Source organism: Stenotrophomonas maltophilia complex sp. Om-AH-Sm3, from assembly GCF_059337855.1.
The window spans coordinates 1-18,460 of sequence record NZ_JBYBLQ010000018.1; the positions used below are offsets into that span (position 1 = coordinate 1).

Here is an 18,460-nt window from a genome sequence, read left to right on the forward strand (position 1 = left end):
CTTCCCCAACAGCCGGCCGCTGGCCGGCTGTTGGGGAAGCCGGCCAGCGGCCGGCTCTACCCGATGTCCGGACCCTGGGGTCAGCCCTTCATCGTGCCGGTATCCAGCCAGCGCTGGTGCCACGACAGCGCTTCCGGCAGCAGGTGCGGGGTGTGCTTGCCGTAGCTTTCGCGGCTGGCACGGTCGAAGTAATCCTGCAGCTGCGGGCGGAAGTCCGGGTGCGCGCAGTTGTCGATCAGCACCTGCGCGCGCTTGCGCGGGGTCAGGCCGCGCAGATCGGCCAGGCCCTGTTCGGTGACGATCACCGACACATCGTGCTCAGTGTGGTCGACATGGCTGGCCATCGGCACGATCGCCGAGATGGTGCCGTTCTTGGCGGTGGACGGGCTCAGGAACGCCGACAGGAAACCGTTGCGGGCAAAGTCACCGGAACCGCCGATGCCGTTCATGATCCGGGTGCCCATCACGTGCGTCGAATTGACGTTGCCGTAGATGTCCACCTCGATCATGCCGTTCATGCCGATGCAGCCCAGGCGCCGCACCAGTTCCGGGTGGTTGGAGATTTCCTGCGTGCGCATGATGATGCGCTCGCGGTAGAAATCGATGTTCTCCTTGAACGTCTCATTCGCCTGCGGGCTCAGCGCGAAGCCGGTGCACGAGGCGTAGCTCAGCACGCCGTCGCGCAGCAGGTCGAGCATGCCGTCCTGGATCACTTCGGTGAACGCGGCCAGGTCGCGGAAACCGCTCTTTGCCAGGCCAGCCAGCACGGCGTTGGGGATGTTGCCCACGCCCGACTGCAACGGCAGCAGGTTCGGCGGCAGGCGGCCCTTCTTCACCTCGTGCTTGAGGAACTCGATCAGGTGCGAAGCGATCTGTTCGCTGGTCGCATCGATCGGGCTGAAGGGGCTGTTGCGGTCCGGGCCGTTGGTACGCACCACGGCCACGATCTTGTCCGGGTCGCAGCGCAGCGCGGTATCGCCGATGCGGTCGTTGGCGTTCACCAGCGGAATCGGCTTGCGGTGCGGCGGCAGCGCGGTGCCGTAGTAGATGTCATGCATGCCGTCGACGCCGGCCGGCTGCCATTCGTTGACCTCGACGATCACCTTCCTGGCCAGGTCCAGCCAGGTCTTGTTGTTGCCGACCGAGGTGGAGGGCACCAGCGAACCATCTTCGCGGATGGCCGAGACTTCGATGACAGCGGTATCGATCTCGCCATAGAAGCCGAACCACACGTGCTGGGCGACGTGGCTGAGGTGGATGTCGATGTAATCCAGCTTGCCCTCGTTGATGCGGTTGCGCGCATCCGGGTCGCTCTGGAACGGCATGCGCATGGCGATGCCATCGGCCTTGGCCAGCGCGCCATCGAGTTCCGGCGCGGTCGAGGCGCCGGTCATCAGCTTGATCTGGAAGGGATTGCCCTGGGCATGCACCGCTTCGATGCGGCGGGCCAGTTCGACGGGAACGGCCTTGGGATACCCGGAGCCGGTAAAGCCGCTCATGGCCACGGTTTCACCGGGCTGGATCAGCGCGGCTGCGGCCTCGGCGGAGACCACGCGGTCACGGAGACGCGCGTTGGCGATGCGATCAACAGACATGACGACAGTGTTTCTGGGGGGAATCCCGATTATCGGCCATCCTCATCCGTACGGGGGGTTCTACCTTCGTGGAATGGCTTTTCCCCCAGGGGCTCACCCATACCCACCGGTTCTGTTTTGCAGTGCAGCGTGCAAAGTGCTTTCGCAGCCCGCACGATGGCCCTGCATCCCGACGTGGGGGAGGGAGCAGAGCCCGCTGGCAGTTCGCTGCAAGCGGGCTTTTTTATTGCCTGTCGCCCAGTATGAATGCGAGGCCTCCATTATCGGTAGTGCCGGTCGCTGGCCGGCAACTGCAGCAACCTTCGGCAGGATCATGGGATCTGCCGGCCAGCGGCCGGCACTACCGGGTCCGTCGCGTCCCGACCGGGTCGATACAATCCGCCCATGACCCTCGCCCCCGCTGACCTGCCCGCCGCCCTGCAGCCTCTTGTCGACCGCGCGCTGGCGCGCTTGGCCCAGGTCCTGCCCGAACCCATCCCGACCGATCTGTTGCCGCTGCTGAGCCGGTTGGCGGTGACCAGCGACTTCGCGCTGGACACCCTGGTGCGGCAACCGGCGCTGCTGGCGCAGCTGGCTACCCCCGGCTGCCCGCCGATCCCGCCACCGGTGCTCGATCCGCTGCAGCCCAGCGACTGGCCGGCGCAGATCCGGCGCTGGCGTACTGCCATGTCGACGCGGCTGATCTGGCGCGACCTGACCGGCCTGGACGACGTGGCACAGACCCTGGCCGGCGCCACCACCCTGGCCGTGGACTGCCTGCGGCTGGCGCTGGACGCGCTGCAGCAGGAATTCGCCCAGCGCCACGGTGTGGTCCGCGATGGCGAAGGCGCCGCGCAGCAGCTGGTGGTGTTCGGCCTCGGCAAGCTTGGCGGCGGCGAGCTCAACTTCAGTTCCGATATCGACCTGGTCTACGCCTATCCGCACGGCGGCGAATCCGACGGCCCGCGCGCGCTGGCCGCCGAAGAGTATTTCGCCCGCCTTGGCCAGCGCCTGGCCAAGCTGCTGGACGAAACCACCGTCGATGGCTTCAGCCACCGCGTCGACCTGCGCCTGCGCCCGTTCGGCAGCGCCGGCCGCGTCGCGCTGTCGTTCGCGGCGATGGACCAGTACTTCCAGCGCGAAGGCCGCGACTGGGAGCGCTATGCGTGGCTGAAGGCGCGCGCGGTCGCCGGTGATATCGAGGCCGGTGAAGCGTGGCTGCAGACCCTGCGCCCGTTCGTGTACCGCCGCTACCTCGATTTCACCGCGCTCGACGGCCTGCGCGAGATGAAGGCGGCGATCACCGCCGAAGTCGCGCGCCGCGAGTTGCACGAAGACATCAAGCGCGGCGCCGGTGGCATCCGCGAGATCGAGTTCCTGTGCCAGGCGCTGCAGCTGATCCGCGGTGGCCGCGAACCTGCGCTGCGCGAGCGCCGCCTGCTGGTGGCGCTGGACGCGCTGGTGGCTGCGGGGCAGATCGCGCCCGGGGACGGCAGTGCGCTGCGCGAGGCCTACCTGTTCCTGCGCCGCCTGGAGAACCGCCTGCAGATGCTGCGCGATGCGCAGACCCACGTGCTGCCCAGCGATGCACTGGACCGCGAGCGCATCGCCGTCGGCCTCGGCTACCCGGACTGGGAGGTGCTGCGCGCGGCGCTGGCCGAACAGCAGCAGCGGGTCAGTACCGAATTCGCCGCGCTGCTGGCACCGCGCAAGGGCCAGGCCGCGCCCGACGCGCTGGCCAATTACTGGCGTAGTCTGCCCGAGGGCAGCAACGCGCCGTTGCTGGCCGAAGCCGGTTTCCTCGATGCCAATGGCGCCGACCAGTCATTGCGTGACTTCGCGCAGGGCACCGGCGTGAAGTCATTATCTGATGCGGCGCGTGCGCGGCTGGATCGCGTACTGCCCGCGTTGCTGCATGCGGCCACGCGTTCGCCGCAACCCGACGCCGCGCTCCGGCGCGTGCTTGGCCTGTTGCAGGCCGTGCTGCGCCGGACCAGCTATCTCGCGCTGCTGGACGAACAACCGAGCGCGTTGGCGCGTCTGGTCGATGTGCTGGCGCGCAGCGCGCTGCTGGCCGAGCGCCTGGCCGCGTACCCGCTGCTGCTGGACGAACTGCTGGACGTGCGCGTGTCCGGGCCGATGCCCGATGCGGCCGGTATGCTGGCCGAGTGCCAGCAGGTGCTGGCGGTGGAAGATCCCGAATCCGCACTGCGCTGGCTCAACGAGACGCGGCTGGCGCTCAGCTTCCGCATGGCGATGGCCACGCTGGATGGCCGCCAGGGTGCGGTGGACAGCACGCGGCAACTGGCCGAGCTGGCGCAGGCGGTGGTCACCACCGTGCTGGCGATGGCCGAGGCGGACATGCGCGCCGCGCACGGCGGGATTCCCGGTGGACGTTTCGCGATCATCGGCTACGGCAGCCTCGGCGGGCTTGAGCTGGGCTTCGGTTCCGACCTGGACCTGGTGTTCCTGCACGACAATCCGGCCGGCGTGGAGGCCAGCGATGGCGCACGTCCGCTGGAACCGGGGCGCTGGTATGCACGACTGGCACAGAAGGTGATGGCGCTGCTTGGTGCGGTCACCGCCGCCGGGCGCCTGTACGACATCGACGTGCGCCTGCGCCCGGACGGTGGCAAGGGTTCACTGGTGTCTTCGTTGGCCAGCTACACCGAATACCAGCGCGAACGCGCGTGGACCTGGGAACACCAGGCCCTGGTGCGCGCACGCGGTGTGGCCGGTGATGCCAGTCTGCTGGCCGATTTCGAACAGGTGCGTGCACAGACACTGGGTCGTGAGCGCGATCCGGCCACGCTGTATGCCGATGTGCTGAAGATGCGCGGCCGCATGCGCACTGAACTGGACCGCAGCGATGCCGCGCGGCTGGACCTGAAACAGGGTGCTGGTGGCGTGGTGGACCTGGAGTTCCTGCTGCAGACCGGCGTGCTGGCGCGTAGTGCGCAGCATGCGGCGTTGCTGCAGCCACGCGACACGCCGTCGCTGATCGATGCGCTGGCGGTTGCCGGTTTCCTGCCGGAAGACACTGCGCAAGCACTGCATGGCGCGCATGCCACGCTGCTCGACGTGGGCCTGGCCTGCACGCTGGACCGTCGCCCGCGACTGGCACCGACCACGCCCGCGATTGAAGACGCGTGTGCGGCGATTACGGCGGCGTGCAGAGCGGCGGAGCTGCCGTTCGGGTGAGTGGGTGCACCCATTAGAGCAATTGCCCGGGGATGATCCGCTGTTGGTAGGTGCCGACCGTTGGTCGGCACAATCTGTCAGCGGTGATGAACTCTGATGGAGCGTGCCGACCAACGGTCGGCACCTACCGTGCTCATGTGCCATCCAAGGTCGGCACCTACCAGAGCATGTGCGGTCAGCTGGTCGCGCGCAGCGGCGCCATCTTCCACAGCAGCGCGCGGAACGGGGCCAGCAGGCAGACGCCGATCGCCAGCTTCACTGCCAGGTCGCCGGCGGCCCAGCTCACCCACGGCAGGGTGGAACCGGCAAATGCGATCGACCAGAAAATGGTGGTATCCACCGTCGCGCTGCAGGTCGTGGCCACCATCGGTGCGCGCCACCAGCTGCCACGGCGCAGGCGATCGAACACGGTGATGTCCAGCAACTGTGCCACGATGAAGGCCGAGCACGAGGCAACGGCGATGCGCGGCGTGGCCACCCAGATCGACAACAACACCGCCACCGCGAAGCCGATCCACGCTACGCGGCGCGCCGGGCCCGGGCCGAAGCGGCGGTTGATCAGGTTGCTGACCAGGAACGCGACCGGATAACTGAAGGCACCCCAGGTCAGCCAGTCGTTGATCGGATACTGCACCAGCACGTTGGACAGCAGCACCACCGCGCCCATCGCCAATACCGCCAGCACCAGGGCGCGGGCGGTCAGCGGGGCAAACACAGGGGCAGGACGCACGGACATCGCGAGCCAGGGGGACCAAGGGGATCGCCCATTATCCGCCCGGCCCGCGGCAAAGCCAAAACCGCTTGTTCAGCTTTACAGCGCTTCGCTCATCACATCGCCCGCGGCGTAGGCGGTGGGGACGTAAGCCAGCGCTTGGCCCTGTGCGCTCTTCACGGTCCAGCCGGCACCGGCCTCGGTGGGGTCGAAATGCACCTGCTGGCCGACCACGAAGGCCGCCGTCTGGCCTTCATGCACGCGCGCCGGCCAGCGCAGGGTGGCGGTCTGATCGGCCTTGCCGGGTACCTGCAGCTGCACCTGGCGCTCGCCCGCCGCCGTGGTCTCCACCTTCTTCACGTCCATCGGTGGCAGCGGCACCGCCTTGGTGCGGGCAGCCCTGCCATTGCGTTCGCTGGCCTTGAACGGCGCCTTGGACAGTTCGGACAGGCCCGCCGACGCAGCGAGCGGCACCGAGACCACGATCAGCGAGGTGATCAGCACGCTGGCTTCGCTGCTGTTCAACTGCGGCGCGGCGCCGGCATGGACGGTGGGCACCAGCAGCGCGGAGAGCAGCAGGGCAGAAGCGGGAACGCGCAGGCAACGGAACATGGAGACCTCCTGGTCAGCGTGGGGACGGCGGCTCAGCGCCGGGTATCGAAGATATCGCGCGGGCCGGTGGCCTCGGGCAGGTATTCCAGCGGGCGGCCCTGGTTGTCCTTCAGCTGCCAGCCCTGGTCGGCGCCGGTCGGCTCGAAGTTCACGGTCTGGCCCACGGTGAACTGCACGGCCGGGTCGCCGACGCCGCGCGGATACTGCATCGATGCGGTGTTCTGCGGATCGTTGGCATCACGCAGCAGCACTTCGCGGCGGCCATCGACGGTGGTGGCGATTGCGCTTACCTCCATCTGCGGCAGCTTGATCTGCTGCGGGCGGGCCAGCGGCTGGCCGGCATCGGCCGCATCCTGGGCTTCCTTCGCTGCTGCGGCGCGGGCCGAGGCCACCATCTGCGTGGACATTTCCAGGCTCGGTCCCTGCGGGCCCGGGTCATGGATGATCACGATGCGGCGTTCGGCGTGGGCGGCCGTCGACCACGCCAGGCCGGTGACGATCACCATCGACAACACAGAGGTAAGCAGCGGACGCATGTCGTTCTCCTTGCGGGATTCAGGGCGTGGCGGCGGTGGCACCGGCCACCGGCACATGGGGGATCACCAGTTCCTGCTGCAGCTGGCTGCGCTGGTGCAGGAAGTCGAACACCGATTCCACCGTCACCACCGAATAGTTGCCGGAGATGCGTTCGCCGGCTGGATGGTCGGTGGTGGTGGCGTTGGCTACGAACAGGCGCGCACCCACGCGCTTGCCGAGGCCGATATGCAGCACGCTGGGCTGGTACTTCTGCTGGCGCAGCCACTGCTGTGCCTGTTCGCGCTTGACGATGGCCGGCGCGCCTTCGGTCTGCGCCATCGCCGCCGCCAGCACTTCCAGCACCCACTGGTTGGAGTTCTGGTAGTCGGTGGCGAACGGGTAGGCGACCACGTTGTACCTTGTTTCGTGCAGCGCCTTGGGCTGGATCGAGGGCGGCACCAGCATCGCGCGCAGCGCCGCACGCAAGGGGGCCGACGGCACGCCGATGCGCAGGTCGGTATGGCCGCCGCTCTCGCCGACGAAGTTGCCGAGGCCCTCGTGGTACAGCTGCGAGCGGTCGGTCTTGCAGCGGTTGAGCAGGTGCATCGCGCGCCAGCGGCCGTCGTCCTCGCGCAGCAGGAACGCCAGGTGGCTGTGGCGCAGGCCGTAGCGGCTCAGGTCCTGGCCACCGCGCGCGGCCACCACCACGTCCACCTCGGGCAGCGCGTCCAGGCGTTCGGCGGTGGTCCAGGCGACATCCAGCATCGCCGCCTGCGACGCCACGCTCGGGTAGCGCTCGCGGCAGGCGGTGCTGTCGGCCCAGGCCGGTGCGGTCGCCAGCAGGCTGGCGATCAGCAGCGCGGCGCGGCGCAGGCGGGAAAAACGATCCATGTCGGTACCTTCAACGGCGGGCAAGCCCGCGCGCCGATCATACGCTGCTCAGCGCAGCGGGCGATCCACGCCCTTGCGCTGGAGTTCCCTGTCGCAGGCATCGCTGATCGGGGCGATCGGCAGCGGCGGGCGCTCGCCCGTCTTCGGATCGCGCAGCGCCGGCTGTTCGCGGTACGCGTCCAGCTGCTGCTGGCATTGATAGGAGATCGGGTCCAGCTCGGTCGGCGCGGTCGAACACGCGGCGAGCAGGGCCAAGGGCAGCAGGAGCAGGGTACGCATGAAGGCATTCGGTCCGATGGGAGACACCGGACTCTAACGATATGGGTGGATTGAAATGTTCAGAAATCGCTGCGCACCCCGGTAGTGCCGGCCGCTGGCCGGCATCGGCAGGGTGTTCGGTAATGCGTGCAGCATTGCCGGCCAGCGGCCGGCACTACCCCAGGGCCAGGCGCTGCTTTACTTCCGCCGCCACGCGCGCGGTTTCGCGCAATGGCTCGATGCGGTCGTACTGCCAGTCCAACCAGTGCGGCTGCAAGCGCCCGCGTTCGCGCAGCTGCTGCTGGAACCGGGCCAGCCGGCCCTGCGCGATATCGGCCAGCGCCACCATCACCGGCATGCGCGTGGCGCAGGCTTCAGAGAGCAGGTTCACCGAATCGGGCGAGACCACCACGCGGTTGGCCCAGCCGAGCAGGCCACCATAGGGATTGGTACCGTCGCCACCATCGCCCCAGATCACGTGCGGCAGGTCGGCGAACTTCGCGCGCAGGATCTCGGCCAGGGCTGGCGGCGTGCGTCGCGAGGTGGTGGCCAGCAGGCTGCCGCCTTCGCTGCGGATCTGCTCGGCCAGCGCCTGGAACACACCGACCATCGCCGTCTCATCCCACGGCGCCAGCGGTGTCGGCCCGCCCACCAGCAGTGCGGTGCGCGGACCGGGCAGGGTGCTGAAGCCAGCAAACGCGGCGCGGCCCCAGGCCAGCCAGTCGTCGTCCACCGGGTTGAGGCTGCCGAGCAGGGTCAGCACATTGCTGCCGCGCAGGGCGTCGTGTTCGGGCACCACCACCACGTCCCAATGGCGGGCGCCGATGCGCGGGTCGAGGATCTGCACCACCTGGCTGCCGCGTGCACGCAGCACGCGCAGGGCACCGGCGGCCTGGCGACCACAGCCGACCGCCAGTGCCGGCGCCTCAGCCGCCAGCGTCGCCAAGGCCTCGCCGTAGCCATTCACATCGCCGGGCAGCCGCCGGGGCGACAGCCAGCGCCAGGGTGCGCGCGGTTGCAGGAGCAGCGGTCGGTGGGTGCCCTGGCGCAGTGCCGAGGCCAGCGCGACCGCCTGGCGGACATTGCCCGCACGGCCGTCAGTGACCGTCCATGGCGCGCTCGATCGTTTCACCATTGGCATTAATTCGTTTCAGCCCTGCTGGGTGTTGCAACAGTCGCGACACTCTACACTGCGGCTCGTCGTTTCGCCCCGCGCCGCCCGCGGGCACTGACTTCCTTTCGCCGCCCTGGAGATCCACCGATGTCCCACGCGCTCGACGCCGCCGCCCTTGATCAGCTGTTCCGTACGGCCCGCACCCAGAACGCCTTCCTCGACAAGCCGGTCCCCGAGAGCCTGCTGAAGGAACTGTACGACCTGGTGAAGTGGGGCCCCACCGCGGCCAACACCACGCCGGCGCGCTTCGTCTTCGTCACCTCGAAGGAGGCCAAGGACAAGCTGGCCCCGGCGCTGTCCGAAGGCAACCTGGCCAAGACCATGGCTGCGCCGGTCACCGTCATCATCGGTTTCGACCTGGACTTCCACGAGAAGCTGCCGTACCTGTTCCCGCACACCGATGCCAAGGCCTGGTTCGATGGCCCGCAGGAAGGCCGCCACGAAGCCGCCATCCGCAACGGCAGCCTGCAGGGTGCCTACCTGATCCTGGCTGCGCGCGCGCTGGGCCTGGATGCCGGCCCGATGTCCGGCTTCGACCCGGCCAAGGTCGACGAAGCCTTCTTCGCCGGCACCTCCATCAAGTCGAATTTCCTGGTCAACCTGGGTTACGGTGATCCGGCGGACCTGTTCCCGCGCCTGCCGCGCCTGTCGTTCGACGAAGCGGCGCGCATCGCGTAAGTCGCTGTATCGGTTTCGGGCCCGCTGTTCCGCGGCGGGCTCTTGCTGCACCGTGTACCCACCCTACGATCCGGAGAGTTCCTCAGATGAGCGCCACCCGTAAACTGCTGCTGCCGCTGGCCCTGACCCTGGCCATCGCCGCCTGCTCCAAGCCGGCCGACACCGCTGCCCCGGCTGCCGATGCCGCCGCCCCGGCCACCACCGAGCAGGCTGCCACCCCGGCGGCTGATGCCGCCGCTGCTGCGCCGGCTGCCGAAGCGATCAAGATCGCCTCGGGCACCTACAAGCTGGACCCGAGCCACACCGACGTGCTGGCGCAGTGGAGCCACTTCGGCTTCTCCAACCCGAGCGCGCACTTCGGCAACGTCGAAGGCACCCTGGTGTACAACGCCGAAGACGTGACCAAGTCCACCGTGGAAGTGAAGCTGCCGCTGAGCGGCCTGAACAGCTTCACCGCCAAGTTCGACGAGCACCTGAAGAGCGCCGACTTCTTCGACGCCGCCAAGTTCGCCGATGCCACCTTCAAGAGCACCAAGGTGGAAGCGGCCGGCACCAACAAGCTGACCGTCACCGGCGACCTGACCATCAAGGGCATCACCAAGCCGGTCACCCTGGACGTCACCGTCAACGGCGGCGGCGAGCACCCGATGGCCAAGGTTCCGGCGGCTGGCTTCGATGCCACCACCACCCTGAAGCGCAGCGATTTCGGCGTCGGCGCCTACGCCCCGAACGTCAGCGATGAAGTGAAGATCCGCATCACCACCGAAGCCACCGGCGAAAAGCCGGCGGCTTGATGCACCCGACTCACTCGTCGTGAGAAGGCAGAAGGCCCGCTGAAAAGCGGGCCTTCTTTTTGGGCTCTGCATGCGAGGTGCCCGATGCCGATGGGGTTGCCGGCCAGCGACCGGCACTACCCGGTAGGTGCCAACCGGCATCTGGTGGGTGCGGACCGTTGGTCCGCACGATCGCTCAGCGCAACGTGCCCAACCATGCCACGCACGCTTCGCTCGGGCTCTGCTTGGCCTTCACCGTCATCCCGCTCACCCGCACGAACGTCTGCGCCGCCTGCGCCACCCTCTGGCGGGCGATCAGCGCCGCCTGCTTGGTGGCAGCCTGCTGCTTGCGCAGCTGCACGATGTTGACCGAAGGCCGACCCACCGGCGCGTACTTCTGGTCGCGGCGCAGCACGTCGGCCACCTGCGCCACTTCGAATTCGGCCTGCAGGTAGCGGTGCTGTGCTTCCACCAGCTCGCGCAGCGGCGCGCGCAGTGCAGCGGCGTCGGCGAAGGCGGCCAGGGCCGCGTCGCAGGCAGCGTCATCAGCGAAGCGGGTACGCAGCGCGTCCACGCTGGCCAGGGTCAGTTTGGCCATGTGGGCCTCGTTGCTGCAGGAAAGGAGCGCGATTGTCGCATTGCTTGCCGGCGGATGCGTTGAACCGGGCGATGGAATACCTGTAGAGCCGAGCCCACGCTCGGCTCATCGCGCGCAGCGCGAGGGTTCGCCGATCGCGGAACGACGAGCAGCCGAGCATGGGCTCGGCTCCACAATGGCCCGCTGTATCACCCACGGAAGTGCGCGAAGGCCTGCTGCGCGGCATGGTGGAAGACACGCTGGTGGACAGGGCCGGTACCCTCGGCCTGGAACCCAAGGTGGTGCGCGAGGCGCTGACCATGCACGTCGATGAGCTGCTGCACACCCGTGGCGTGTTGCGGCTGGTGAAGGCGCAGATCAACGGCATGATGCCGGGCGTGTACTTCGGGCTGCTGTTGCCGTTGCTGATCATCGCCCTGCTGGTAGCGCTGGAGATCTGGGCCGCGCAGCGGTTCGGGTGGATGCAGCAGGTGGTAGTGCCGGCCGCTGGCCGGCAATTGCAGGTTCCTGCCGAGGGTTCATGAGGTTGCCGGCCAGCGGCCGGCACTACCCCCAGGCAAAAGTGCATGACCGCCGATGGCCCCTGTAGAGTCGAGCCATGCTCGACTCATCGCGCGCAGCGCGATGCGTGTGGGTTTCGGGCTGCTGCCGCTGCTGATCATCGCGCTGCAGGTGGCGTCCAGCGCGGTAGTGCCGGCCGCTGGCCGGCAATTGCAGATTCCTGCCGAGGGTTCATGAGGTTGCCGGCCAGCGGCCGGCACTACCTGTCGGAGGGCGTGCGGACCAACGGTCCGCACCCACTGCCTTTTGATCAATCGCCGTCGGTTTCGTCCGGGTGCGCCTTCCAGTAGCCGGTCGAGCGGATCCAGTCGCGCGGCACGCCCAGGTGGCCTTCGATGAACTTGCGCATCATCCGCGCGCGGCGCGATTCGGTGGCGATCCAGTAGAAGACATCGCCGTCCGGGGCCTCGAAGTCGGTCAGCATGTCTTCCAGCAGCGTACTGCTGGCCGCCGGGAAGCCGTTGCGCTCCAGCCAGTGGATGCGCACGTTCTCGTACTGCGGCAGGTCCTGGCGCTCGGCCTCGTCGCGCACTTCGATGAAGGCCTGCACCTCGGCACTGTCCGGCAGCACGTCCAGCCAACGGGCGATGGCCGGCAGTGCGGTTTCATCGCCGATCAGCACGTAGGCGTCGTAGGTGTCGGCCACCACGAACGAGCCGCGCGGGCCGCCGATCACCAGCATGTCGCCCGGCTGTGCGCGTTCGGCCCACGGCCCGGCCACGCCCTGGTCGTGCAGCACGAAGTCGATGGCCAGCTCGCCGCGCTCGTGGTCCCACCAGCGCGGGGTGTAGTCACGGGCCGGCGAGGGCTCCTTGCCTTCCGGGTAGCTGCGGCCTTCGGCGGTCAGCACCGGCAGCACCATCTCGCTCGCAGCGTTGGGGAAGAACAGCTTGATATGGTCGTCGGCGCCGGGCGAATCGAAGCCGGCCAGGTCGTCGCCACCCAGCACGACGCGGCGCATGTGCGGGGTGACCTCTTCGGTGCGCAGCACGGTCAGTTCACGGAAGCGCACATCCAGGCGCAGACGCGTGTTGTTGTGTTCGGTCATAGGGGTTACCTGTAAAGGTGTCGCGCGGGGGCGCGCGGCGTAGGGGAGGACCTGGCTGGCGTCAGTCTGGCTGGGTCGTTGAAATCGGTGGTTGCTCGCTACCGGCCGTACCGTTGAGCAGGGCCGAGGCCCGCGTCAGCAGTGCCGCCACTTCATCCGCCTCACCCTCGGCCCAGCGGCCGTGGTGGTGCACCAGCGCCCGCTTGAACTCGCGCAGGGCCGCGGCCAGCGGCGGCGGCAGCGAGGCCTTGGTGATCTCGCGGGCACGGTCGAAGGCACGCCGCTGCGCCAGGCGCACCTGGGTGCGCTGCACCTTCAGCTCGAACTCGCCGGCGGCGGTGATGCGGAAGATCCGCTTGCCATCCACTTCCTCGGCCTCGATCCAGCCGGCCTGCTCGAAGCTGGCCAGCAGCGGGTACATGGTGCCGGCGCTGGGCGTGTAGGCCTGCATGAACTGGTTGCTGATCAGCTGCATCAGCTCGTAGCCATGGCGCGGCTGCTCGCCGATCAGGGCCAGCACCAGCAGGCGCAGGTCGCCGCGGCTGAGGACGCGCGGCTGGCCGTTGCGGCGCGGCACATCCGGATCGGTGGAACGGGCTCTGGCAGAAGCGGTACGGCTCATTTCGATATATCGGTAAACGAGTATGCAAACGATATATCGATATGTCGAAAGCGACAACATCCGATCCGGCCACAAGCAGGTGCAATTTGGGCCACGGACCTTCGTGCGCACAGCAAAAGGGGCGCCCCCTGCGAGGCGCCCCGGCGATGCTGTGGAAGGGAGCAGGGCCATCGGGCCCATCACTCGCGACCCACCCTGGGCCCGCGACTGGCAGCGATCCAGAGGCAGGTGCGACATGTTGTCGCCGGTTCAGAACCGCTGCCCGGCACCCACCTACGGCGGTGCCGGAGTTGCCCTACAACCGTCATCGGCAGCGGTAACACTGCGTCCTGCACATGGGCGCAGCGGCCGCAAGCGACAGCCCGCGCCGCCGCCAAGGCCCGCCGCAGGGCCATCAGCGGGCCCGGCAAGCCCCTTGCGGACACTGGCCGGTTGCATCCATACGCCAGCGTAGCCAAGTGACGAAAGCCCTTGGTGCGCTACACTTTGCGGTCTAGAAATCTATACAACAGTCGCGCGCGTGCGTGCGGTTATGGGAGCGCTAATGAACTGGTTGAACGAGGTGCTGAACAACGACCCGAATCCTGTGGAAACCCAGGAGTGGATCGAGTCGTTGAAGGCCGTTATTGATGTCGAGGGCTCCGAGCGCGCGCATCAGCTGCTGGAAGGCATGGTGGAACTGACCCGTCGTTCGGGCGCCTACCTGCCGTTCTCTCCCACCACCGAATACGTCAATACCATCGAACCGCAGTTCGAGGCCAAGAGCCCGGGCAACGCCGAGCTGGAATGGCGCATCCGTTCGATCATCCGCTGGAACGCGATGGCCACGGTGGTGCGCGCCAACCGCAAGCCGGGTGACCTGGGCGGCCACATCGCCTCGTTCGCCTCCGGCGCTACCCTGTACGACGTGGGCTTCAACCACTTCTGGCGCGCCCCGAGCGAGAATCACCCGGGCGACCTGCTGTTCATCCAGGGCCACAGCGCCCCGGGCATCTACGCGCGTTCCTTCCTGGAAGGCCGCATCAGCGAAGAGCAGCTGGACAAGTTCCGCATGGAAGTGGACGGCGGTGGCCTGTCCTCGTACCCGCACCCGTGGCTGATGCCGGACTACTGGCAGACCCCGACCGTGTCGATGGGCCTGGGCCCGCTGGCCGCCATCTACCAGGCGCAGTTCATGCGCTACCTGGAAAACCGTGGCCTGATCGAGAAGTCCGACCGCAAGGTGTGGTGCTTCATCGGCGACGGCGAGAGCGACGAGCCGGAAACCCTGGGTGCCATCGCCCTGGCCGGCCGTGAAGGCCTGGACAACCTGATCTTCGTGGTGAACTGCAACCTGCAGCGCCTGGACGGCCCGGTGCGCGGCAACGGCAAGATCATCCAGGAACTGGAAGGCGTGTTCCGTGGTGGCGGCTGGAATGTGATCAAGCTGCTGTGGGGCGGTTACTGGGATGCCCTGCTGGCCAAGGACACCAATGGCGTCCTGAAGAAGTTGATGATGGAAACCGTCGACGGCGAATACCAGAACTGCAAGGCCTTCGGCGGCGCGTATACCCGCGAGCATTTCTTCGGTAAGTACCCGGAAACTGCTGCGATGGTGGCCGGCCTTTCCGACGACGACATCTGGCGCCTGAACCGTGGTGGCCACGACCCGCACAAGGTGTACGCCGCCTACCACCAGGCCGTGAACACCAAGGGCATGCCGACCGTCATCCTGGCCAAGACCGTGAAGGGTTACGGCATGGGCAGCGCCGGTGAAGCACTGAACCCGACCCACCAGACCAAGAAGCTGGACGACGAAGCGGTGCGCCACTTCCGCGACCGCTTCAACATTCCGGTGACCGACGCGCAGCTGGCCGATGGCCAGGTGCCGTTCTACCACCCGGGCCCGGATTCGCCGGAAGTGCAGTACCTGCAGGAACGCCGTGCCGCGCTGGGTGGTTACCTGCCGCAGCGCCGCCGCAAGGCCGACAAGACCTTCGTGGCGCCGAAGCTTGAAGCCTACGAGCGCTTGCTGAAGAGCAGTGGCGAGCGCAGCTACTCCACCACCATGGCGTTCGTGCAGAGCCTGAACATCACCCTGCGTGACAAGGAACTGGGCCCGCACATCGTGCCGATCGTGGCCGACGAAGCCCGTACCTTCGGTATGGAAGGCCTGTTCCGCCAGATCGGCATCTACGCGCCGTTCGGCCAGAAGTACAAGCCGGTCGACGCCGACCAGCTGATGTTCTACCGCGAAGACCAGAGCGGCCAGGTGCTGCAGCAGGGCATCAGCGAGCCGGGTGCGATCAGCTCGTGGATGGCCGCCGGTACCAGCTACTCGGTCAGCAACGTGCCGATGCTGCCGTTCTACATCTACTACAGCATGTTCGGCTTCCAGCGCGTGGGCGACATCGCCTGGCAGGCCGCCGACATGCGTACCCGCGGCTTCCTGCTGGGTGGCACCGCCGGCCGCACCACGCTGAACGGTGAAGGCCTGCAGCACGAAGATGGCTTCAGCCATCTGGTGGCCGGTGGCATCCCGAACGTGCGCAGCTACGACCCGACCTTCGGCTTCGAAGTGACGGTGATCCTGCAGCACGGCACCAAGCGCATGATGGAAGACCAGGTGGACGAGTATTACTACGTCACCCTGATGAACGAGAACTACACCCACCCGGAAATGCCGGAAGGCGCGGCCGAAGGCATCGTCAAGGGCATGTACCTGCTGACCGACGCCGGCAAGCCGAAGAAGGGCGAGCTGCGCGTGCAGCTGCTGGGTTCGGGCACCATCCTGCGCGAAGCCATTGCTGCCGCCGAACTGCTGGACAAGGACTTCGGCGTGACCGCTGATATCTGGAGCTGCCCGAGCTTCAACGAACTGCGTCGCGATGGTTTCGACGTGGAACGTGCCAACCGCCTGCATCCGGAAGGTGAGCAGCGCAAGGCCTACGTGACCGAGCTGCTGGAAGGCCGCCAGGGCCCGGCGATTGCCGCCACCGACTACGTGCGTGCGTATGCGGACCAGATTCGTGCGTTCGTGCCGATGAGCTACACGGTGCTGGGTACGGATGGCTTCGGCCGTTCGGATACGCGTGCGAACCTGCGTCGGTTCTTTGAGGTTGACCGCTACTACATCGCGCATGCCGCGATTGCGGCGCTGGCGAAGGAAGGGAAGATGACCGCGAAGGATGTGGCCCGGGCGATCAAGCAGTACAAGATTGATCCGGAGAAGGCTAATCCTGTTGGGGTTTGATTGAATAAAGGGACGGCAATCGCCGTCCCTTTTTTTTGGGGTGAGGGAGCACGGATGCGTATAGAAGACTTCCCGGCTTTGTACCGATCTGCAGACGATCTCGCAGCACGTGAGCAGCGTCGGTTCTTTCTATTGCTTCGATGCAACCTGGTCTTCTTGATTCTCGGAGCGGCACTCTCTTTCGGCTCAGTCGATCATTGGCTGATCGCGCTCCTACAGGCATTGGCGCTTCTTGCTGCGTTGGCGTTCTCAGTGGCGCTATATACCATTAGAGCTGAGCGTATTTGGTACGCCGCCCGCGCATTGGCAGAATCAACGAAAACGCTCACATGGCGATTCCTTTCGCGCGCCGAGCCATTTGACGAAGCTGACGAGGACGCGGAAAAGTTACTTCAATCTCGCCTAGCAGCGACGCTTCATCAGAACAGAGAGCTAGCAGGTCGTTTCCAGAGTGACTTGGAGGCGCGTCAGATCACTGAGCAGATGCGCTTTCTCAGGAGCAATGACCTAGCTATGCGCGTTGCGACTTATCGGCTCCACCGAATCTCGAATCAAAGGGCATGGTACGCGTCGAAGGCGAAGGAGAGTTCTTCGCGCAGTAGGACATGTTTCGCCGTAGTTGTGGCCGCGAATACCGCCGCCGTCGCTTCTGCGCTCCTGAAGATAAAGTTTTCAGATTTTCAGTACTGGCCGACAGAGGTCCTGGTCGCAATCGCGTCCGGGGCACTGGCCTACCTGCAGTCAAAGCGATACTCTGAACTAGCCGCCTCCTATGCGTTAACCGCTCATGAGATTGGAGTCGTGGAGGAGCAGCTGGCGCAGGTGAAGGGTGAGCGGGAATTCTCCCTCTTCGTCGGAGATGCTGAGAATGCTTTCTCTAGGGAGCATACTCAGTGGGAGGCAAGAAAGGATATCTAACCAAGCAGGGGTGGGTATGAAATCAAGGAATGTTTTCGTTAGCCATATACAAGAGGACGAGGCACAGATTCAGAAGCTCTATGATCTGCTTAGTCGATCGGGGTTTCAGTGCAAAGACTCGTCAATTACCTCGCAGACTCCAAATAATGCCCAGAGCGAGGATTACATAAAGTACCAGGTGATATCGCCTCAAATTGAGTGGGCTGGGGTGGTTGTCGTGCTTATTACTCCTGATACCCGGACCAGCGATTGGGTGAACTGGGAGGTGGAGCGTGCAAGCGCGTTGGGGAAGCGGATTGTAGGGATATGGGTCCATGGGGAGGGCGGTTGCGATCTCCCGGAATCCCTCGTGAAGTATGCCGATTCAGTTGTTGGGTGGAATTCGGAGCGGATCATTTCAGCCATCGAGGGGAAAGATAGTTGGGAGTGCTCAGATGGATCTGAGATGGGGGATAGGGAGATCAAGAGGATCAAATGCCAATGAGTCGCTTGTATAGCTATGTGGTGGTTAGGGACTTCGGTTTTGCGCCAAATCCATTCTCTGGATCATGTACTCTGGCTACCTGTAAGCCGAAGATACGCGGGAATGCGTCGCTAGGGGACTGGATAATTGGAGTTGGTGCCGTTTCAACAGGAAGGCAAGGCGACCTGATCTATGCTATGAAGGTTGGCGAGGCGCTGAGTTTCGATGAGTATTGGAATGATCCACGTTTTGAAGTAAAGCGGCCGGTGCTCAATGGAAGTTTAAAGCGCGCCTATGGTGACAATATCTACCATAAGGAAGCGGGCGCTTGGATTCAGTCGGACTCCCACCATAGTTTCCCGGGCGGCAGAGCCAATCTCGAAAACATGAAGCGTGACGTTAGCGCAGATAGGGTTTTAGTTGCGGATGAGTTCTATTATTTCGGCGATCGTAGAGTGGCTGTTCCGATGTCTGCGAGGAAGCAGGGGAGGCATGACTTATGTCGCCCAGGCCGGGGCCACATCGTTAATATTCCGGAATCACTCAAAGATTCCTTCCTTGCCTGGCTAACGTCTAGCCATGCTGCCGGAGTCCACGGTCAGCCGGCGCAATGGAAGGGAGCCTTCTGA

18 protein-coding genes and 1 pseudogene are annotated in these 18,460 nt (G+C 65.9%); 9 read left to right on the top strand and 10 right to left on the bottom strand.

Features of this window, described 5'->3' with window-relative positions:
• Positions 1–80 precede the first annotated feature (80 nt).
• Positions 81–1,595: a succinyl-CoA:acetate CoA-transferase ScpC gene (scpC, locus tag AC10QF_RS17300; protein WP_021202957.1), complete on the bottom strand. Its 1,515-nt coding sequence runs from the start codon at positions 1,593–1,595 to the stop codon at positions 81–83.
• A gap of 384 nt (positions 1,596–1,979) precedes the next feature.
• Here scpC and glnE point away from each other — a divergent pair, with 384 nt between their 5' ends.
• Positions 1,980–4,775 carry a bifunctional [glutamate--ammonia ligase]-adenylyl-L-tyrosine phosphorylase/[glutamate--ammonia-ligase] adenylyltransferase gene (gene glnE / locus AC10QF_RS17305; RefSeq protein WP_494542578.1) on the top strand — a complete coding sequence of 932 codons (2,796 nt, stop codon included), beginning with the start codon at positions 1,980–1,982 and terminating at the stop codon, positions 4,773–4,775.
• Positions 4,776–4,950: 175 nt separating this feature from the next.
• Here the strand turns inward: glnE and AC10QF_RS17310 are convergent, their stop codons facing one another.
• The 6 genes from AC10QF_RS17310 to AC10QF_RS17335 form a co-directional block, all read right to left on the bottom strand.
• A complete protein-coding gene (locus AC10QF_RS17310) occupies positions 4,951–5,511 on the bottom strand; it encodes a queuosine precursor transporter (RefSeq protein WP_005415040.1) in 561 nt (186 codons plus the stop codon).
• A 75-nt stretch (positions 5,512–5,586) separates the two neighbouring features.
• Positions 5,587–6,099: a hypothetical protein gene (locus AC10QF_RS17315; protein ID WP_494542579.1), complete on the bottom strand. Its 513-nt coding sequence runs from the start codon at positions 6,097–6,099 to the stop codon at positions 5,587–5,589.
• A 32-nt stretch (positions 6,100–6,131) separates the two neighbouring features.
• A complete protein-coding gene (locus tag AC10QF_RS17320) occupies positions 6,132–6,635 on the bottom strand; it encodes a hypothetical protein (RefSeq protein WP_032953871.1) in 504 nt (167 codons plus the stop codon).
• Positions 6,636–6,654: 19 nt separating this feature from the next.
• Positions 6,655–7,506 (bottom strand): DUF2145 domain-containing protein, encoded by an 852-nt coding sequence (locus AC10QF_RS17325; RefSeq protein ID WP_494542580.1) that lies wholly within the window; start codon positions 7,504–7,506, stop codon positions 6,655–6,657.
• A gap of 48 nt (positions 7,507–7,554) precedes the next feature.
• The gene (locus tag AC10QF_RS17330) at positions 7,555–7,785 is read right to left on the bottom strand and encodes a hypothetical protein (RefSeq protein ID WP_005415044.1); all 231 of its coding nucleotides are present in this window, start codon (positions 7,783–7,785) and stop codon (positions 7,555–7,557) included.
• 154 nt (positions 7,786–7,939) lie between these two features.
• Positions 7,940–8,899, bottom strand: coding sequence for a mitochondrial fission ELM1 family protein (locus AC10QF_RS17335; protein ID WP_494542581.1), 960 nt, complete (start codon positions 8,897–8,899; stop codon positions 7,940–7,942).
• Between the two features lie 126 nt (positions 8,900–9,025).
• On the opposite strand from AC10QF_RS17335, the gene AC10QF_RS17340 reads away from it, so the two are divergent.
• Positions 9,026–9,616, top strand: coding sequence for a malonic semialdehyde reductase (locus tag AC10QF_RS17340; protein ID WP_494542582.1), 591 nt, complete (start codon positions 9,026–9,028; stop codon positions 9,614–9,616).
• Positions 9,617–9,702: 86 nt separating this feature from the next.
• Positions 9,703–10,410 (top strand): YceI family protein, encoded by a 708-nt coding sequence (locus tag AC10QF_RS17345; protein ID WP_005415047.1) that lies wholly within the window; start codon positions 9,703–9,705, stop codon positions 10,408–10,410.
• Between the two features lie 175 nt (positions 10,411–10,585).
• Here the strand turns inward: AC10QF_RS17345 and AC10QF_RS17350 are convergent, their stop codons facing one another.
• A complete protein-coding gene (locus AC10QF_RS17350; RefSeq protein ID WP_494542583.1) occupies positions 10,586–10,987 on the bottom strand; it encodes a hypothetical protein in 402 nt (133 codons plus the stop codon).
• Positions 10,988–11,184: 197 nt separating this feature from the next.
• Between AC10QF_RS17350 and AC10QF_RS17355 the strand changes: the two are divergent.
• Both AC10QF_RS17355 and AC10QF_RS17360 read left to right on the top strand, forming a co-directional pair.
• A pseudogene (locus AC10QF_RS17355) lies at positions 11,185–11,511 on the top strand (hypothetical protein); the annotation flags it as partial.
• A gap of 52 nt (positions 11,512–11,563) precedes the next feature.
• Positions 11,564–11,725 carry a hypothetical protein gene (locus tag AC10QF_RS17360; RefSeq protein WP_181452205.1) on the top strand — a complete coding sequence of 54 codons (162 nt, stop codon included), beginning with the start codon at positions 11,564–11,566 and terminating at the stop codon, positions 11,723–11,725.
• Positions 11,726–11,798: 73 nt separating this feature from the next.
• Here the strand turns inward: AC10QF_RS17360 and AC10QF_RS17365 are convergent, their stop codons facing one another.
• Both AC10QF_RS17365 and AC10QF_RS17370 read right to left on the bottom strand, forming a co-directional pair.
• Entirely contained in the window at positions 11,799–12,596 is a 798-nt protein-coding gene (locus AC10QF_RS17365; protein WP_494542584.1) for a siderophore-interacting protein, read from the bottom strand.
• A 61-nt stretch (positions 12,597–12,657) separates the two neighbouring features.
• Positions 12,658–13,218: a PadR family transcriptional regulator gene (locus AC10QF_RS17370; RefSeq protein WP_095379197.1), complete on the bottom strand. Its 561-nt coding sequence runs from the start codon at positions 13,216–13,218 to the stop codon at positions 12,658–12,660.
• A gap of 544 nt (positions 13,219–13,762) precedes the next feature.
• On the opposite strand from AC10QF_RS17370, the gene aceE reads away from it, so the two are divergent.
• The 4 genes from aceE to AC10QF_RS17390 are packed head-to-tail and all read left to right on the top strand — an operon-like array spanning position 13,763 to position 18,460.
• Positions 13,763–16,450: a pyruvate dehydrogenase (acetyl-transferring), homodimeric type gene (gene aceE / locus AC10QF_RS17375; RefSeq protein WP_012478970.1), complete on the top strand. Its 2,688-nt coding sequence runs from the start codon at positions 13,763–13,765 to the stop codon at positions 16,448–16,450.
• 54 nt (positions 16,451–16,504) lie between these two features.
• Entirely contained in the window at positions 16,505–17,368 is an 864-nt protein-coding gene (locus AC10QF_RS17380) for a DUF4231 domain-containing protein (protein WP_494542585.1), read from the top strand.
• A 16-nt stretch (positions 17,369–17,384) separates the two neighbouring features.
• On the top strand, positions 17,385–17,852 hold the full coding sequence (locus AC10QF_RS17385; RefSeq protein ID WP_494542586.1) for a TIR domain-containing protein: 468 nt from the start codon (positions 17,385–17,387) through the stop codon (positions 17,850–17,852).
• Positions 17,849–18,460, top strand: coding sequence for an Nmad2 family putative nucleotide modification protein (locus tag AC10QF_RS17390; protein ID WP_494542587.1), 612 nt, complete (start codon positions 17,849–17,851; stop codon positions 18,458–18,460). Before AC10QF_RS17385 ends, AC10QF_RS17390 begins: the two co-directional genes overlap by 4 nt.